Raw genomic sequence first — 17,786 nt, 5'->3', positions numbered from 1 at the left:
GCTTAGAGCGAACTCGTGTCGGCCTTAAAGCACGCAGCTTTGTGCGCCGATCCGGCGAGCATCGGCGGATGGTCGCGACAGAGGGAGTCGTCGACAATCGGGCAGCGATCGGCGAACGGACAGCCTGGGTACTCTTTATCGGGCGACGGAACTTCACCCTGCAAAACGACTCGGCGCCGCGTCCGCTCTAGCGCCGGATCAGGGACCGGAATCGCCGAGAGCAGCGCTTGGGTGTAAGGATGCTGCGGCGACTCGTACAACGCTTCGGCCGGCGCCATCTCGACGATGCGCCCCAGGTACATCACGCCGACGCGGGTCGAGATATGCCGGACGACCGACAGGTCATGCGCGATAAACAGATACGAAAGGCCCAGCTTCTGCTGGAGGTCCATCAGCAGATTCACGACTTGCGCTTGGATCGAAACGTCGAGCGCCGAGACCGGCTCGTCGCACAAAATCAGCCGTGGGCGAACCGCCAAAGCCCGCGCGATGCCGATTCGTTGGCGTTGTCCTCCAGAAAACTCGTGCGGGTAGCGATTGATGTAGCGCGGATTGAGTCCGACCAGTTCCATCAGCCGCATCACTTCCAGCTTGCGATCAACGCCGCGCGCTAGACGGTAAATCTTGATCGGCTCGCCGATGGTCGAACCGACCGTCATGCGCGGATTGAGCGATGCGAACGGATCCTGGAAAATCATCTGCACATCGCGGCGATAGGGGCGCATCGCGCTGCCGGTCAGGCCGTCGATTCGGTGTCCGTCGATGTAAACTTCGCCGGAGGTGGGCGGGGTCAGATTGAGAATCGCTTTGGCGGTGGTCGATTTCCCGCAGCCTGATTCACCGACCAGGCCAAGCGTTTCCCCTTCGCCGAGCGTGAAGCTGATTCCATCGACCGCGCGCACAAACCCCGATTCGCCGGTGAACCAACCGCCGCGACGAAAGGGGAAGTGCACCTTCATGTCGCGCACTTCGAGCAGCGGACGCGTCGCGGCCACCGCGGGGACGATCTCTTCTTTCATTTCCAGCGTCACGAGAGTTCCTCGCTGATTTGCGACGTCGCGTCATGTCGCGGGGCTTCATCAATGTTGACCAGACAGGCGTAACTGCCGTCGGAGTTCGATTTCACAAGCGGCGGGTCGATCCTGCTGCAGTCGGCGATGCTGAAGGGACAGCGCGGACGGAACGAGCAACCTCCCGGCAACTTCGAAAGATCGGGCGGTTGACCCGGGATCGGGCGAAGCTCGGCTTCCAGCTTGTCGACGCGCGGCGCCGATTCCAGCAAGCCCAGCGTGTAAGGATGCCGCGGGTTGGCGAACAGTTCGTCGACCGTCGCCTTCTCGACGACACGGCCGGCGTACATCACTTGCACGCGATGCGCGATGTTGGCGATCACGCCCAGGTCATGCGTGATCATCAAAATCGCGGTCCCTTCCTGCTCTTGCAGCTCTTTCATTAACTCTAATATCTGCGCTTGAATCGTCACGTCGAGCGCCGTGGTCGGTTCGTCCGCGATCAAGATGTCCGGCTTGCAAGAGAGCGCCATCGCGATCATCACCCGCTGACGCATCCCGCCTGAGAACTGATGCGGGTATTCAAAAACGCGTTTGCTGGCCGAGGGAATGCCGACTTTTTCGAGCATATCAATCGCATGGGCGGTCGCTTCGCGAGCCGACAGTCCCATATGCCGACGCGTTACCTCGGTCAGTTGATCTTCGACCGTCAGAAACGGATTGAGCGCCGTCATTGGATCTTGAAAGATCATCGCGATGCGATTGCCTCGGATGTCGGAGAGCGCCCGGGACGGCATCTTCAGCAAATCTTGGCCGCGATACATGGCGCGGCCCGAGACAATCTTGCCAGGCGGTTGCGGAATCAACCCCATCAGCGCCAGTGCGGTGACCGACTTGCCCGAGCCTGATTCGCCAACCACGCCCAAGGTTTCGCCGGCGCGCAATTCCCAATCGACTCCCCGTACGGCGGTGACCAGGCCGTCGTCGGTATGAAATTCGACGCGGAGATCTTCGACGCGGAGCAGCGTTTCGTGGCTGGTGCTGGGGGACGACATGCGAGGATCCTTAACGATTCTTCATGCGAGGATCGAGAGCGTCACGAAGACCGTCCCCGAGAAAGTTGAGCGAGTAGAGCGTCGACGCCAGCGCGAGCGCGGGGAAGACGATCAACCACCAATAGATTCGAATCGGCGTGATCACTTTCAGCCCTTCGTTGGCGAGCAGCCCCCACGAGACGTTCGGTTCTTCGACGCCGATGCCGAGGAACGAGAGGAACGCTTCGAAGAGCATCACCGACGGAATCGTCAGCGTAAGGTACACGATCACCACGCCCAGGACGTTGGGCACCAAGTGAACGAAGACGATACGGGCCGAGTCGGCGCCGATCGTGCGAGCGGCGTCCACAAATTGTTCGTTCTTCAAGCTGATGATTTGACCCCGGACGACGCGGGCCATCGTCAGCCAATAAATCGCGCCGATCAGAAAGTAAAACGCGACCAGACGATTGATGCCGAAACTCTCCAGCGGTCCTTTGATCGTCGGCTCGCTGATCACCATGACCACAAAGATGACGATGAAGATGAACGGAATCGAATAGAGGATGTCGACCACCCGCATCATCGCGTCGTCGATGTGTCCGCCGGCGAATCCGGAGATCGCGCCGTAGCTGACGCCGATGATTAGCGAAACGAAGGTCGCGACCACGCCGACGATTAGCGACACGCGCGCTCCCCAGAAAAGTCGCGAGAGCATGTCGCGGCCGAGATGGTCGGAGCCGCACAAGCTGGGAACCGCCCAATCGCCGAAAATCGCCAAACGCGTGCGAATCAAAGCTTCATCAAAGGCGCTAGGATCATTCCACAGCGTCTTGATCGCGATACTTCGCTGTTCTTCGTCCAGGCCGGACAATCCTAGTTGGACCGATTGTCGATTGGGAGCGGCGAACGACCGATCGCGCAGATGCTGTTCGACCGGAGATTGCAGCGGAAAGATCGGCGTCAAAACGGCCGCGACGCTTAGCAAGATCAAGAAGGTCAACGATCCCATCGCGACCCAGTTGCGACGGAGACGACGCCAGGCGTCTTGCCAGAGCGAAACGCCCTGGATCGCGTCGGCGTCGCGCAGCATGTCGCGATAGCGATCCAGCGGCGGCAAAGCGGCTTCAAAGTTGCGGTTATTTGAGTTCAAAGGACGAGCCGATGAGAAAGGGCTATTTCAGTTTGATACGCGGGTCGAGCAATTGGTACGAGACGTCGACCAGCGTGTTCATGACCAACACCAGCGCCGTAGAGACCATCACAATGCCCAGCGACGTGGTGTAGTCGCGCTGGGTGACCGCTTCAATAAAGTGCGTCCCCAGACCCGGCAGGAAGAAGATCCGTTCGATCACCAGCGAACCGGTCAAAATGCCGGCGACCGCAGGACCCAAGTAGGAAACGACCGGCAACAGCGCGCCGCGAACCGCATGCTTAAGCACGACGGTGCTAGGCATCAAGCCTTTGGCGTAGGCGGTGCGAATGTAGTCTTGGCCCAACACGTCGAGCATGCCGGTTCGCGTCAGACGCGAAATGTAAGCGGCGAACGGCGCCGCCAGGCATAGCGAAGGAAGGACCATATCGATCGGTTTGCCCCAGCCGGCGGCGGGGAACCATTTCAATTGAAAGACGAAGATCATGATCGCCAGGCCGGCCAAGATAAAGTTGGGGACCGCGATCCCAATGGTCGCCAGCGAGCGAAAGAAAACGTCCAACAGAGAGTTGCGCCAGAGTGCGGCGATAATCCCAGCCGAAAGCCCCAGGATCAGCGCCATCGACATCGCCAGTACGCCCAGCGTGGCGCTGATCGGAAAGCCTTGCGAGATGATCTCGCTCACTTCGTAGTCGTTCAACACCTGACTCGACAAAAAGTCGCCGCGGCACGCGTTGCTCAGGTAGTACCAGTACTGCACGGGCCAGGGATCGTTCAGATGAAAGCGATCCTTACGCATCTTTTCGATCTCAGGCGGATAGGCGCGCTCGCCGGACATCGGCCCGCCGGGGACCGCCAACATGAGAAAGAAACTGAGCGTATAGACGAGCCAGAGCGTGATCACAATCCACACGGCTCGACGGATGAGAAAGCGAATCAACGGAGCCCCTCCGCCTTGAAAATGCGTTGTTTCTCCGCCTCGTCAATTTCCAAGATATGCAAGGGATGTAAATCCTGAATGTTGGGATAAAAGTTCTTAACGTACGGGCGGACGATATTGAGCGAAACGTAGTAGTAGATCGGCAAGATCGGCATTTCGTCCATCAAGATTTGCTCGGCCTGGCTGAGCATCTCCAGACGTTTGACCGGATCGGCCTCAGACTGCGAATCGTGGATGAGTCGATCATACTCGGCGTTGCTCCAGCCTGTCTGGTTGTTTTCGCCGTCGGTGACAAACATGTCGAGAAATGTATTGGGATCGGGGTAGTCGGCGATCCACCCAGCGCGAGCAATGTCGAATTCCAAGTTGCGCGACGAAGCGAGGAAAACGCTCCACTCGAGATTCCGCAGTTCGACGTCGATCTGCAGGTTCTTCTTCAACTGCTGCTGCACGACCGACGCGATGTCTTTGTGCGCTTCGTGCGTGTTGTACAAAATCTGAATTTTGGGAAGTCCCTTGCCGCCGGGATAGCCTGCTTCGGCGAGCAGACGTTGCGCTTCGGCAGGATTGAATTCGCCAGAGTGTCCACCGCCGTAGCCAGCTAATCCTGGTGGCACGTAACTTGTCGCCGGAATTTGGCCGGCTTTGGTGATGTAGTCGACAATCTCTTGCTTGTTGATCGCCAAATTAAGCGCGCGACGGACTTTGGGATTGTCGAGCGGCGGCTTGGTCGTGTTCACCCGATAAAAATAGGTGGTCAGCATCGGAGCGATCCGCATGTCAGGCAGCGAATCCGCCGGTTTTTCGGCGTCCCTTTTCAGCAACGCCGGCAGAGCAGGGGTCGGCACGGTGATTCCCCAGTCGATTTGGCCGTTCATATACATGTTTAAGACGGTCGTATCGGACTGCACCGCCAGCACGTCGATGATGTTCAGCTTGACCTGCTCGGCGTCCCAGTACTTGGGGTTTTTGCGAAGTCGAATGCGATCGCGGATCCGGCGAAACTCGAGGGTAAAAGGCCCGTTCGAGACGATGTTCTCGGGCTTGGTCCAGCCGGGGTAGCCGTAAGTCTCAATGCAGGTTCGATTGACCGGGTGCATCGGATAGAACGCGACCAGATCGAGAAAATAGGGCGTTGGATTGTTGAGCGTAACGACCAGCGTATGGTCGTCAGACGCTTTGATTCCGACTTCGTCAAAGTGAATGGTCAGGAAGTTGACCGGTTGGACGTGGGGATTTTCTTTGGTGATCGCGTTGCGAACGGCGTCCGTTTCGGATAGGCGGACAAACTTCTGAATCTCACCGGGCGCATCCCAATCGATCTTCCCCGCTTTCGTCGGTTTGACGTCGACTTCAAAAACCGAACCCTCCTCCATTTCGTCGCCAACTTGGACAGAAATCTTTTCTTCCGCTTTCAGAATGCCGGACAGGATCGTGCCGCGCGGGTAGTGCTGTTCTGAGTTGCCGTCGGTCGCCGGCAAGTTGGTCGGGCCAGCGCGATCCGGCAATTCAATCTCAACGCGATCCCCAGTGTCGACCTTCGAGAGCGAAAACTTCTCGGCGTTTTTTACATACCAAAGTTGGTAGGCGTATTCCGAAGGAAGCTGTGGGTGGAGGAAGCGTTGCCAGGAAAAGACCCAGTCGTGGGCCGTGACCGGCTCGCCGTTGGTCCAAACCGCGTCTTCGCGGATATGGAACGTATATGTCAGTTTATCTTCGGACAAATCGTAGGAAGTTGCTTGGCCAGGAGTCGTGACCAGCACGTTGGGGTCTTCTTTACTGGGAAGTCGCTGGTACAAGCCTTCAAACAGCGCTTCGATGACGCGACCTTCCGGTGCGCCGGTCACCATTTTGGGATCGACTGACTTAACTTCGGTCCCGTTGGCGAAAGTAAAATCAGCCGGAGGGAGGTCGCTGAACTGGAAGATCGTGGCGAAAGCAATCGCCGACAGCACCAAGAAAAAAAGGGGAAGAAGATAGCGCAGAGGGAATTTCATGATTTTGCGCAAACATTGAATAGTGCGGATACGACGACCTAAGTCTGAATGTAGGCGGCGGGCGCTTGGAACTCAACCTGTTTTCCCCATGATGGTTAGGAAGATTGGACCTTTTCGACGCTGTGGCAGTGATTTCTCCACAAGAGTTTTTTTGCTTGCGGAGCCCCGTGGCGAATCAACAGCCCAGCTATTCCGTTTTCACATGAACATTTCTAGAATGCCAGACGTAACCACATCAATTCGGGCGCAAGGCATCGTTGTCTTCTAGCTAGGAAGACATATTATTTTTGCTTGCTTGTCGGCGCGAAGGAAATCGCAACGATGAGATGGTCAGCTTTTGCGGAAACGGTTTAGTCGAACCGCAGGAGTATTGGTACGCAAGCGCGCTTCGTTGGAACCTTGTTGCGCCGCGCGAATGAGTCGCGACTTCTCATTCGCATTGAACGGCGTCACATCTGCCGCGTTTTGCTCACGCATCCTGCTGTTCGACGCACACGGTCTACGACCTTTCGTCTCTCCGTGCGCGGTAGATGTATCACACAAGGAACTTAGCACATGTCGCTAGCGCAAGATTACGCGTTCAGCTCACTCTCGGATCGCCCCGTAACGCCCCAGGCTCCTCGAACTTTTCAGCCGAACGAAAATGGAAGCGTTCCGGCCGAAGCTCCCGAAGCAACGGCGACGGTTGGTCCAGAACCCTTGAATGACGCCACGGCGAAAGATCTCGTCCAGTTATTCAAACTGTTGGCCGACGAAACTCGGCTCCGGATTCTTTGCTTTTTGTTGCAAGAGAAAGAATTGAACGTTCGCACGCTGTGCGAACTGCTTGGCCAAAGCCAACCGGCGGTCAGCCACCACTTGGCGCTGATGCGCGTCGCCGGTTTGGTCGATTCGCGTCGTGACGGCAAGCACAACTTTTATCGAATTCTGCCGGACCGCGTCGGCGAATTGATGGAACAACTGTTCCAGCACACGCCAGGCGTCGACAATAGCGAACTGCGCGTGCAAGAGCATTGCGTACGCTATTTCACGATGGGAACGTAGGCGGTCGAAGCTAATGACCAAAGTCGGAGAGGCTGGCCGCGGGCGATCATGGATGGTTCGCGGCCAGCAACTCGACGACGAGGTTTTCGACGTCCGTGTAGGTAAAAGCTTCCTCTTCGGATGTTGCGCCAGCGTTGTCAAATCGCTTGGCTAATGATCCGTCTCGCGCGTAAACGTAAACCGCAGGCGGCGCACCCAGCTTCAACTTCTCTAGCATCGTGTCGGTGTCGTCCCCAGCCAAAACGTTATCGAACGTCGCGCCAAATTTTTCTAATACCGCCTGGACGCGTGGGATGCTCGCTTCGGCTGTTTGGTTCTTGCCGCCGATAAAGTCGAGACTGACGCTGATGCAAACGACTCCTTGTTCGGCGTATTGCCGATCAAGATCGACCAGCCCGGGGAATTCTTTCAGGCACGGCGGGCAACTGGTCGACCAGTAATCGACCACCACAATCTTGCCGCGCTGACTTTCAATCAGCATCCGGATCGCTTCAAAATCCAAGACGCGAACAGTCACTTCTTTTGGGAAAACTGCAGTCGGCATGGCCGTTGTCGAAGTATTGCTGGGTTGGGCTGCAGGTTCTTCACTGGACGACGGCGCGCAGCCGAAAGTTGTGAACAACGTGAGGAGAGCCAACAGCGACGCAAGGGAAAGAGGCTTCACGGGACGGGCTTTCGCTATCTATTCGTGGGGGAAAGGTGACACTAGCATAAGGAATTCTCGATTGTCGCCCAACTCGCCTTCCCAAAATGTCTGATTTCGAACATCTGCGTCATAAACCTCCCACGACTCTCGACGAGCCGCGGCAATTGATTGTCGCCTGCTGTCAGTTTCGGAGTAATGTCAATCTCTCGCGAATCGTCCGAGCTGCATCGTGCTGCGCCGTTTCTCGGGTGATTGTGACCGGCAACATGAAAATCGACCCCAAAATTGCCCGTGACGGCGCAGAAAAGCTGCCGATCTCACGGCATAGGTCGTTACCGCCGGTATTGAAGGAACTAAAAAGCGAAGGGTATCGTCTGGTCGGTCTTGAGCAAACGACCAACTCGCAAGATATCCATCACTTTTCGTTCGTCCGCAACACCGTGTTGGTGATCGGCAACGAACGACAGGGAACGCCTGACGATGTATTACGTTTGTTGGACGACGTCGTGGAGATCCCGGTCTACGGAATGCCGTACAGCTTTAACGTGGCGACCGCGACCTGCATGGCGCTGTATGAGTTTTGCCGACAGTTCCCACAAGGGTAAGTTGGGCGTGTGGAGACTAGCCTTGCATCACCCGCGCCGCTGCTTCGCAAAGCGCCGCACTACGGTCGCTCGCAGGACTCTCGGCGATGATTCGCACGATTGGCTCTGTATTACTGCCGCGAATTAATAGCCAAGCGTCGTCCCACGCAAATCGCAAACCATCCAAACGACTTGCTCGCGCATCGGAAAAGTAAGCCGTTAACCGATCGAGCGAACCGGCTAACTGTTCGCGATCGAGCGGCATGGTAGTTTTGAGAATCTCAAACCGGGGAATCGAGTCGGCAAGTTCAGCGACCGTCGAACTCGACGCCGCCATCGCGTCGAGCACCAGCGCCATGCCGACGAAACTGTCGCGAATGTAGCCAACCCGCGGATCGATCGGGCCGCCGTTTCCTTCGCCGCCAAAGATCGCCTGTTTGGCGATCATCATGTCGGTGACGTTCGCTTCTCCCACGGACGAACGAAAGATCGGGGATCCATGCTTTTTCGCGATCGCCTCGTTCATCAAACTGGTGGCGCAGTTGATGACGACCGGGCCTTGGCGACTGGCCAGCACATGGTCCAAGCAGAGAGCGACCGTGTATTCTTCGCCGATGTAGCGTCCGGCGGCGTCGATGATCGCCAGGCGATCGGCGTCGGGGTCTTGGCAAAAGCCGATGTCGGCGCCAGATGCGACGATCTTGGCGCAAACCTCTTGCAGGTTGGCGGCGGTCGGTTCCGGCGTGTGGAGAAAATTTCCGCTCGCGTTGTTCCCCAAGATTTCGAATTCGCAACCGAGCGTTTCCAGCAGTCGTCGGCCGAGCAAACTGCCGGCTCCTTCATTGGAATCAAGCAGTACGCGGAACTTTCGCTGTTTAATCCGAGCGACGTCGACAATGGCCAGAACTTTGGTCAAATGCTGCGAAAGCGTGTCTTCGCAGTTCGTCAGTGATCCCAGTTGTTCGTGCGCCACCCAACTCGCCGAGTTTGCGTGATAGGCGGTCAGTACCGATTCTCCCTGATCCGCCGGGATGACGCGTCCGTCGGCGCCCATCAGCTTGATGCCGTTGTATTGAGGCGGGTTGTGACTGGCCGAGATCTGCACGGCGCCGCCGCATTGGTACTGCCGGGTCAGTACGCCGACCGTCGGCGTCGCCGCGATATCGGCCTGAATCACATCGCGTCCGCAGAAGTTGAGAGTTCCGGCGATCAAATGGGCCAACGGCTTTCCGCTGGGACGACCGTCGCGTGCGATCAGAATGGGCCCCGGCGAAACTTGCTCGGCGAAAGCGGCGATATATCGCACCGCGACGCTGGGAGTCAGCGACTCGCCGACGACGCCGCGCAGGCCAGAAACGCTGATGATCGGGTCCTTCACAGATTCTTCCTTGTAAATCAATGCTGTCGCCAAAGGGGGCGGCCTTCGGGTATGGGACCAATTTCCCCGCTTTAACGAAGCGAAGTCAAGGGCGAACTGGGGATGCCCGATTGAAGCAACTTCCCCATCCGCCGTAAAATCGAAACTGGAAAAAACTGCCGTGTTGCTGAAGGAGCACCGATGACCAGCGAAGTCGACCCATTGTTGAGCAAAGTTGAAGCGGCCGTCAGCGCCCAAAAGATTACGTCCAGCGCCGCCGAAAACATCAAGATTTGGCTTACCGAGCCGCGCTATGCGTCGTACGCTTCGCAAGTCGCCGACCATATCCAAGCCGAGAAATGGCAAGCCCTGGATGACGCGTTCTGGACGGTGATTCCGTTTGGCACCGGCGGCCGTCGCGGCCGGATGTATCCGATCGGGTCGAATGCGATCAACGAACGGACGATCGGTGAAAGTGCGCAAGGTCTCGCTTCGTATATCAACGACAACGTCGAAGGGCCGCTGTCGTGCGGCATCGCCTATGACACGCGGCATCGCTCACGCGAATTCGCGGAGTTGTGTGCGCGAATCATGGTCGCCAACGGGTTTAAAGTCTATTTCCTCGACGATTACCGCAGCACCCCCGAACTTTCATTCCTGGTCCGCTACAAGCGGTGCAGCTGCGGCATCATGGTCACGGCCAGCCATAATCCACCTAGCGATAACGCGGTGAAAGTCTACTGGTCGACCGGTGGCCAGGTTCTGCCGCCGCACGACAAAGCGATCATCGATCGGGTGATGAATGTCGAAGAGCTGCCGCTAGACGTTGTGTTTAGTGAAGCTGTAGGGAAGGGAAGTATCGAAATCTGCACGGATGAAGTCGATCTAGCGTTCATCGAGAATGTCAAAGGCCAACGTTTTAGCGGGCCGCGCGATTTGAAGCTAATCTATTCGCCGCTGCACGGCGTAGGCGCTTCGGCCGTAATTCCTGCTTTGCAGGCGGACGGTTTTGCCGACGTCGAGGTCTTTGGGCCGCATGCCGAGCCGAACGGCGATTTTCCGAACGTGCCGGGACATGTCTCGAATCCGGAAAACCCGCAAGTATTTGACGCGATCATTGAGCGAGCGAAAGAAACCGGCGCCGAGTTCGTGTTGGCGACCGATCCTGACTGCGATCGGGTCGGTTGCGCGGCGCCAGTGACGATGGATCTGAAAGGGGAGTGGCGCACGTTCACCGGCAATCAAATCGCCGCGCTATTGTGCGACTTTGTCCTGAGCAAGAAGAAAGCCGGAGTCGGCGTCGAAGCCGATAATTACGTCGTCAAGACGTTGGTGACCACCGAAATGGTGCGTCGTATCGCCGATAGCTACGGCGTAAAGACGTTCGGCAATTTGCAGGTCGGTTTCAAGTACATCGGCGGCACGATGGATGAGGAAGGCCCCGACAACTTCCTGTTTGGCTGCGAAGAGTCGCACGGTTATCTGGTCGGTCAGTATGCACGCGACAAAGACGCCGCCGTCGCGTCGATGCTGTTGTGCGAACTCGCGGCCGACTGCAAAGCCAACGGCCAATCGTTGCACGAGAAGCTGGAGTCGCTCTGGTGGCAGTATGGATACCATGCCGAGCATCTGCTGAACCAGAAGATGGAAGGCTCAGAGGGGATGGCCAACATGAAAAAGCTGATGGCCAAGTTCCGTGAGCAGCCTCCTACTTCGTTGGACGGAATGGCGCTGCAGCGCGTGCGGGATTACAAAAACAACGTGATCGTCACGCCTGACGGAAAGCAGGCGCCGCTCGATGGTCCGCCGGGCGACATGGTGATTCTCGACTTGGCCGAAGGGAATTATGTCGCGGTTCGCCCGTCCGGGACCGAGCCGAAGGTGAAGTTCTACATGTTCACTTACGTCGAGCCAGAACAACTGTCGCTGTTGGACATGGCCAAATCGGCGATGCAAGAGCGGATTAATGCCTTGGAAACCGAGCTAAAAGCGTACGCGGCGGCGATCTAGAGAGAGCTGCCCCTGCCCGATTTCGAGTGACGCTCTACAATGAGGGAGAACTTTTTCTCCCTCATTTTTTGTGCGCATGACCGAACCTGCCGATACTCCTGCTGAACCAGAAAGCCGCTCGACCGAGGGGAAGCCGCAAGAACATGTCCCGTTCGTGCTAGCGTCCGACAAGGTGCGTAAATTTCCGACTACGCCTGGCGTCTATCTGATGAAAGATATCCAAGGGCGGGTGATCTATGTCGGCAAAGCGAAAAATCTACGCAGCCGAGCCAGCAGCTATTTCAACGCCGAAGCGGCGGTCGACGTTCGAACCGGTTATTGGGTCAAAGAAATCGCCGACGCCGACTTTGTCGAGACCGATAGCGAAGTCGATGCGCTGCTGATGGAGGCGCGACTGGTCAAAGATATTCAGCCGAAGTTCAATAAGGATCTCAAAGACGACAAGTCGTTCCCCTATTTGATGATCTCGCAGCGTGAAGATTTTCCGCGTGTCGAGTTCACTCGCGAGCCGCAAGAAAAGAACGCCAAGCTTTATGGGCCGTTCGCTAATGCGGGGGCGCTGCGCGGAGCGATCCAAGTATTACAGCGGATTTTCAAGTTTCGGACCTGCAGTCTCGATATCGACGAGAACGACGAGCGCTGGCGGTGGTTTCGACCTTGTCTGTTGGCGAGCATTGATCAATGTACGGCACCCTGCAACTTGCGGATCTCGAAAGAAGAGTACCGCAAAGACATTCGTCGCCTGCAGATGTTTTTGGAAGGGAATCGCGATCGCCTGCTAAAGCAGTTGCGCGAAGAGATGCTGGAAGCGTCGAAGGAGTTGCAGTTTGAAAAAGCGGCGAAACTGCGCGACGAGATCGACATGCTCGAGCGCCTGGATGAACGAGGCGAACTAGAAACGCACGCGCAGCCGGAAGTGTTTTACATTGATCCCAAAAAGGGATTAGCCGGGCTGCGCAAAGTGCTGCAATTGCCGACGACGCCGCGGTCGATCGAAGGGGTCGACATCGCTCATTTGCAGGGAGGCGAAACCGTGGCGAGCTTGGTGCAGTTTTTGGACGGCCTGCCGTTCAAGCCGGGCTATCGACGCTACAAGATCCAAGGCGTGAAAGGGATCGACGACTTTCGCAGCATTCATGAAGTGGTTGCGCGGCGCTTCAAAAAGCTGCATGCCGACGGCGAGGTCTTTCCGGATGTGCTGCTGATCGACGGCGGCAAAGGGCAGTTGAACGCGGCGCTGGCGGCGTTTCGCGATCTGCAGATCGAACCGCCGACGTTGATTTCGTTAGCCAAGAGGGAAGAAGAGATTTTCCGCCCTGGCCAGTCGGAGCCGCTACGACTGAGTCGGCATGCTTACGCGCTGCGGCTGTTGCAGTATGTGCGCGACGAAGCGCACCGCTTTGCGCAGCATTACCACCATATCTTGCGAAAGAAGAACACGTTCGGCGACTAACGACCAATCGGTCGGATCGGACCACGCCCCCTTAGTGGGCGTGACCGTGATCGATCTCTTCGGGCGTCGCTTTGCGGACGTCGCGCACGGCGACTTCAAAGTGAAGCGTCATGCCGGCCAGCGGGTGATTGCGATCGACGATCGCAACTTCTTCCCCGACTTCGGTCACGACCGCGGCGAACTCTCCTTCGTCTTCCGTTTCCAAGACCAGTTCCATGCCGACTTGCACCTGGCTCGGATCCTCAAAGGCGGCAAGGTCGATCTCCATGACGTCTTCTTCGTCATATTCGCCATAGCCCTGCTCCGGCGTAATGACGATTTGGAATTCGTCCCCTTTCGACTTGCCGTCGAGCGCAGACTCCATCCCGGCGATCAATGCGCCGATGCCGTGCAGATAGACGAGCGGGTCAGCGCCGCTGGAGGTGTCAATGATCTCGCCTTCGGCGTCCTTCAACGTGTAGTCGATGGTGACGACCGTGTTTTTACCAATTTTCATCGTGCAGCCTTAGTAGAGAAAGATTGCCTGTAGTCTAAGTTCCGAAGAGGCTTCAAGCTAGTTGCAAAAGTAAGGGAAAACTTAATTGCCCCTTACGACTGGTTGCGTGATATGTCGGTTTTACAGGCTGTTCATGGGGGGCTGGGAAAAGATTGGGGAAACGCCAGCACTTCCCTTTTCTGTTTGCGGTGTGCGAATCGATAAGGTAAGTGCGGCTAACACGGAAAGAGGACGCAATTTCGCCACGGAGGAAATCTATGTCATCACGTTCGAAATATCACGATTCCAACGATCTTTACGCTTCTAACGGGGAGCGGTCTGGATTCGTAACGTTCGCCCTGGTCTTGCTTGGCGTCGCCGCCGGCGCCGCCGGCGGAATGTTCTTCGCTCAACAAGACTTTCATCGCGAGCTCGCTTCGGTAAAGTCGGAACTCGCCGCGTCTCGTCAAGATATCCAACTGCTGACCGGATATGCGGATGACGCACAAAAGACGAACTCTCTGCTGGGTCAACTTCGCCGACAGCGAACGTCGCTGGCCGAAAACCAGTTGTTGGCCGGTGAGCTGGAGCATACGCTCGCCAAGGTCGAAATGGCCGCGTCACGCATTGAGGACGCCAACGCCGTTTTGGCTCGCATGGAGCAGCTGCAACTGCAAATTGTGAATCAGCAATGCCTGGCCGGCGAACTGGCGGCGGCGCTCGATCAGCAAAAGGGCATGCAGCACCAACTGATCGATCTTGCGACGGCGCATGATTCGGCGAAGCGTTCGCTCGATTCGCTCGCCAAAAATCAGGCCAAGATGCAGCAGATCGCCGGTTCGCTCGAAGAAAACGAGCTGACGGTCGATCGCGTCGCAGCGGTCTTAGACAAGCAGGTCCAACTGGGGGATGATATCGCATCCGCCCAAACGGCGCTCGACCTGGCGGCGGAAGCAGCGGCTCAATCGGCCGAACTGCAAGGGGCGCTGGTCGACAACCGTCGCAATTCGGGACGTGCGTTGTCCGCTCTCGACGAAATGGTTTGGGTTTGCGAGTACTTGAATTCGCAGTCTGGACGGATGGCGACCACCCAGGCGAATCTGCAACAGATCGATGCGATCTATCAAGATGTCGCGACGCTGCGAGATTCGATCGGCGGACTGGTCAACAATGTGGAAACGATCCAAGGATTGAATCGCTCGTTGTCCGCTGTCGTAGCCACAAGCGTCGGCATCCGCGGCGGCCTGGCCGAGATCATGTTGTTGGAGCCGGCGGTGCGACAATTGGCCAATAGCCATCGCGAAATCGAGCGGATGATCAGCGAGACGAACGGATTGGACGTGCAAACGCGAGCCAACCAACTGATCGTCGAGCACCAAGAGGTGAAAGAACCGGTTTTTGTCAGCCAAAAGCCGTAATTGAGCTGCCGTGGCGCGAGCGGTCGCCGTCGGCGCAAAGTACGTGGCAACGTTTGTTTCTCTCCCCCTCTTTTCCGTGGGCACATCGGGTGGGGAAGCGAACGAAGCGGCGCGTCGACGGCAGGGATCAGCGAGACGAACACGCCGATCCCGGTGTAAAAACGACTAGAGCAATCGGGCTCTAGATCAAAAGATCGCGGACGGCCTGATGTTCTTCAACGCCGGTCAGCCGCATGTCGAGGCCTTGGAATTGCACCGACAACTTACGGTGATCGATCCCCAGGCAATGCAAAATCGTCGCATTCAAATCATGAATGTGAACCGGGTCTTTGGTGATGTTGTAGCCGAAATCATCGGTTTCTCCGTAAACGACGCCCGGCTTGATTCCGCCGCCAGCCATCCAAATGCTAAAACAGCGCGGATGATGGTCACGACCATAGTTTTCTTGGGACAACCCTCCCTGGCAATAGACGGTGCGACCAAACTCACCCCCCCAAACCACCAGCGTATCATCCAGCATTCCACGTTGTTTCAGGTCTTGGATCAGCGCCCAAGCCGGTTGATCGATATCATGGCACTGTTTCGGCAAGTCGCCGGCCACGTTGCCATGCTGATCCCAACCGCGATGGAAAATCTGCACGAAGCGAACATCCCGTTCGATCATCCGGCGAGCCATTAAGCAGCTCGATGCGAACGTGCCAGGCGTACTCGCTTCCGGGCCGTACATGTCTAGTACTTGTTGCGTCTCGTCGCGGAGATCGGTCAGTTCCGGAACGGACGTTTGCATGCGGAACGCCATCTCGTACTGGGCGATCCGAGACTGGGTTTCGGGATCGCCGATCTCGGCGAACGCTTGTTGGTTCATGCGACCCAGCGAGTCGAGCATGCGGCGGCGCAAGTCGCCGCCAACGCCGTCAGGGTTCGAGAGAAACAGAATCGGATCGCCCTGACTGCGGAGGGGGACTCCTTGGTATTTGCTTGGCAAAAAACCAGAGCCCCACAGTCGATTGTAAAGCGCTTGGGCTTCTTGGCGGCCCGTCCAGTTGGGGGTCATCACGACGAACGACGGCAGGTCTTTGTTCTCGGATCCCAGGCCATAGCTGAGCCACGCGCCAAGACTGGCGCGACCCGGCAACTGATTGCCGGTGCAAATGTAGGTGATCGCCGGATCATGGTTGATCGCTTCGGTATTGACCGAGCGGATCACGGCGATGTCGTCCGCCATCTTCGCAGTATGGGGGAGCAATTCGCTGAACCAACCGCCTGACTGCCCATGCTGCGAGAACTTAAACTTCGACGGCGCAATGGGAAAACGCGTTTGACCCGATGTCATCGTCGTCAGACGCTGTCCCGCGCGGATCGATTCTGGCAGATCTTTGTCGTACCAATCTTTCATCTTGGGCTTGTAGTCGAGCATGTCCATCTGGCTTGGCGCGCCGGCCATGAACAGATAGATCGCTCGTTTCGCCTTGGGAGCGAAATGGGGAATCGAGGGTAGCCCGCCGGATGTTGAAAGAGGAGCGGCGCCAGCTCGTTCGGGGAGCATCGAACTGAGGGCCGCCGTTCCGAGGCCAAGTCCGCCGAGTTTGAAGAAATGGCGGCGCGATAGAGCCAATCCGTATTCTTGGCGAGGATCCATGATTCGACGTTCCTTGAGGAGCCGTGGGTGATTCGGCGATGGAGAGCTAATTTTTGGTGATCACTTCGTCGAGATTCAGCACCAGATTGGCCGCCAACGTCCAAGCCGCGGCGTCGGCCTTGGCGGCTGCATCGGTGTTGGCGTCGAGCGGGATTTCACCGACGCTGAGCAGCGCTTCGGCCGCTTTGGGCTCGGCGACGAAGTGTGCTTTTGCAGCGTCGACTAACTGCACGATTTCCGCGATTTCCTGCTCGTGGGGATTTCGACTCAAGCATAAGCGAAGCAAGAAGGCGGCCTTCGTCTGGGGCGTTTCGCCCCCTTCTGTTCTGGTTCGTACCGCCAAAGCGCGGGCGGTTTCGACAAACTGAGGATCGTTCATCAACATCAACGCTTGGAGCGGCGTATTGGTCCGTTCGCGACGAACTGTGCAGGACTCGCGGGACGGCGCATCGAGCGTGCTCATCTGCGGCGGCGGCGAGGTTCGTTTGACGAACGTGTAAAGCGTGCGGCGATGCACCTTTTCGTGACCATCGTCCGCTTTAAACTTGACCGTATTGCTGCCGCTGTAACCGACCGATTCCCACAGGCCCGCAGGCTGCGGTGGTTTGACGCTAGGGCCGCCGATCTGATCGACCAGCAAGCCGCTGACAGCTAACGCTTGATCCCGAATCATCTCGGCGTCGAGACGGAATCGCGGACCTCGCGCCAGCAGACGATTGTCAGGATCGCGGTCAATTTTTTCAGGCGTCATCTTCGACGACTGGCGGTAAGTCGACGAGAGGACGATCCGTTTCATCATCGCTTTCACGTCCCAGCCTTCGGCGATAAACTGCGACGCGAGCCAATCCAGCAATTGCGGATGGCTCGGCGGTTCCCCTTGTAGCCCGAAGTCTTCAGCCGTTTTTACCAGGCCGGCGCCAAATGCATGTTGCCAAAGTCGATTGACCGTGACGCGAGCGGTTAGCGGATGCTGAGGACTGACCAACCACTGCGCCAAACCCAAGCGATTGAGGGGCGCGTCTGCTG

The 17,786-nt window shown here is 57.3% G+C and carries 15 protein-coding genes; 5 read left to right on the top strand and 10 right to left on the bottom strand.

The annotated features are described in order from the left end of the window. Positions 1-2: 2 nt before the first annotated feature. From DSM3645_RS22765 to DSM3645_RS22745, 5 genes are all read right to left on the bottom strand, one after another. A complete protein-coding gene (locus DSM3645_RS22765; protein ID WP_040353241.1) occupies positions 3-1,019 on the bottom strand; it encodes an ABC transporter ATP-binding protein in 1,017 nt (338 codons plus the stop codon). A gap of 8 nt (positions 1,020-1,027) precedes the next feature. Beyond that, on the bottom strand, positions 1,028-2,065 hold the full coding sequence (locus tag DSM3645_RS22760) for an ABC transporter ATP-binding protein (protein ID WP_002654958.1): 1,038 nt from the start codon (positions 2,063-2,065) through the stop codon (positions 1,028-1,030). A 10-nt stretch (positions 2,066-2,075) separates the two neighbouring features. Continuing rightward, positions 2,076-3,137 carry an ABC transporter permease gene (locus DSM3645_RS22755; RefSeq protein ID WP_081445041.1) on the bottom strand — a complete coding sequence of 354 codons (1,062 nt, stop codon included), beginning with the start codon at positions 3,135-3,137 and terminating at the stop codon, positions 2,076-2,078. Between the two features lie 82 nt (positions 3,138-3,219). Continuing rightward, on the bottom strand, positions 3,220-4,137 hold the full coding sequence (locus tag DSM3645_RS22750; RefSeq protein WP_002654956.1) for an ABC transporter permease: 918 nt from the start codon (positions 4,135-4,137) through the stop codon (positions 3,220-3,222). Then, a complete protein-coding gene (locus DSM3645_RS22745; RefSeq protein ID WP_002654955.1) occupies positions 4,134-6,134 on the bottom strand; it encodes a peptide ABC transporter substrate-binding protein in 2,001 nt (666 codons plus the stop codon). Before DSM3645_RS22745 ends, DSM3645_RS22750 begins: the two co-directional genes overlap by 4 nt. 555 nt (positions 6,135-6,689) lie before the next feature. Between DSM3645_RS22745 and DSM3645_RS22740 the strand changes: the two genes are divergently transcribed. Further along, positions 6,690-7,178 carry an ArsR/SmtB family transcription factor gene (locus tag DSM3645_RS22740; protein ID WP_002654953.1) on the top strand — a complete coding sequence of 163 codons (489 nt, stop codon included), beginning with the start codon at positions 6,690-6,692 and terminating at the stop codon, positions 7,176-7,178. Between the two features lie 46 nt (positions 7,179-7,224). Here DSM3645_RS22740 and DSM3645_RS22735 read toward each other — a convergent pair whose 3' ends face one another. Then, positions 7,225-7,722: a TlpA disulfide reductase family protein gene (locus tag DSM3645_RS22735; protein ID WP_040352948.1), complete on the bottom strand. Its 498-nt coding sequence runs from the start codon at positions 7,720-7,722 to the stop codon at positions 7,225-7,227. A gap of 206 nt (positions 7,723-7,928) precedes the next feature. Between DSM3645_RS22735 and DSM3645_RS22730 the strand changes: the two genes are divergently transcribed. After that, positions 7,929-8,429: a TrmH family RNA methyltransferase gene (locus DSM3645_RS22730; RefSeq protein ID WP_002654951.1), complete on the top strand. Its 501-nt coding sequence runs from the start codon at positions 7,929-7,931 to the stop codon at positions 8,427-8,429. A 16-nt stretch (positions 8,430-8,445) separates the two neighbouring features. Here DSM3645_RS22730 and glmM read toward each other — a convergent pair whose 3' ends face one another. Beyond that, complete coding sequence (gene glmM, locus DSM3645_RS22725) at positions 8,446-9,786, bottom strand: phosphoglucosamine mutase (protein WP_040353237.1); 1,341 nt, start codon at positions 9,784-9,786, stop codon at positions 8,446-8,448. A gap of 180 nt (positions 9,787-9,966) precedes the next feature. Between glmM and DSM3645_RS22720 the strand changes: the two genes are divergently transcribed. Continuing rightward, positions 9,967-11,775 (top strand): phospho-sugar mutase, encoded by a 1,809-nt coding sequence (locus DSM3645_RS22720; protein WP_002654949.1) that lies wholly within the window; start codon positions 9,967-9,969, stop codon positions 11,773-11,775. Positions 11,776-11,983: 208 nt separating this feature from the next. Beyond that, complete coding sequence (locus tag DSM3645_RS22715) at positions 11,984-13,228, top strand: excinuclease ABC subunit UvrC (protein ID WP_390073109.1); 1,245 nt, start codon at positions 11,984-11,986, stop codon at positions 13,226-13,228. 31 nt (positions 13,229-13,259) lie between these two features. Here the strand turns inward: DSM3645_RS22715 and DSM3645_RS22710 are convergent, their stop codons facing one another. Continuing rightward, positions 13,260-13,724 (bottom strand): FKBP-type peptidyl-prolyl cis-trans isomerase, encoded by a 465-nt coding sequence (locus tag DSM3645_RS22710; protein ID WP_002654947.1) that lies wholly within the window; start codon positions 13,722-13,724, stop codon positions 13,260-13,262. Positions 13,725-13,981: 257 nt separating this feature from the next. On the opposite strand from DSM3645_RS22710, the gene DSM3645_RS22705 reads away from it, so the two are divergent. Further along, positions 13,982-15,121, top strand: coding sequence for a hypothetical protein (locus tag DSM3645_RS22705; protein ID WP_002654946.1), 1,140 nt, complete (start codon positions 13,982-13,984; stop codon positions 15,119-15,121). 181 nt (positions 15,122-15,302) lie between these two features. Here the strand turns inward: DSM3645_RS22705 and DSM3645_RS22700 are convergent, their stop codons facing one another. Further along, positions 15,303-16,760, bottom strand: coding sequence for a DUF1501 domain-containing protein (locus DSM3645_RS22700; protein ID WP_002654945.1), 1,458 nt, complete (start codon positions 16,758-16,760; stop codon positions 15,303-15,305). Between the two features lie 46 nt (positions 16,761-16,806). After that, positions 16,807-17,786 (bottom strand): DUF1553 domain-containing protein (locus DSM3645_RS22695; RefSeq protein ID WP_002654944.1); only part of this gene is annotated, 980 nt, incomplete at its 5' end.

The organism is Blastopirellula marina DSM 3645, assembly GCF_000153105.1.
GTDB lineage: Bacteria > Planctomycetota > Planctomycetia > Pirellulales > Pirellulaceae > Blastopirellula > Blastopirellula marina.
Note: the sequence above shows the minus strand (reverse complement) of the source record. Positions and strands in the feature narration are given on the sequence as shown.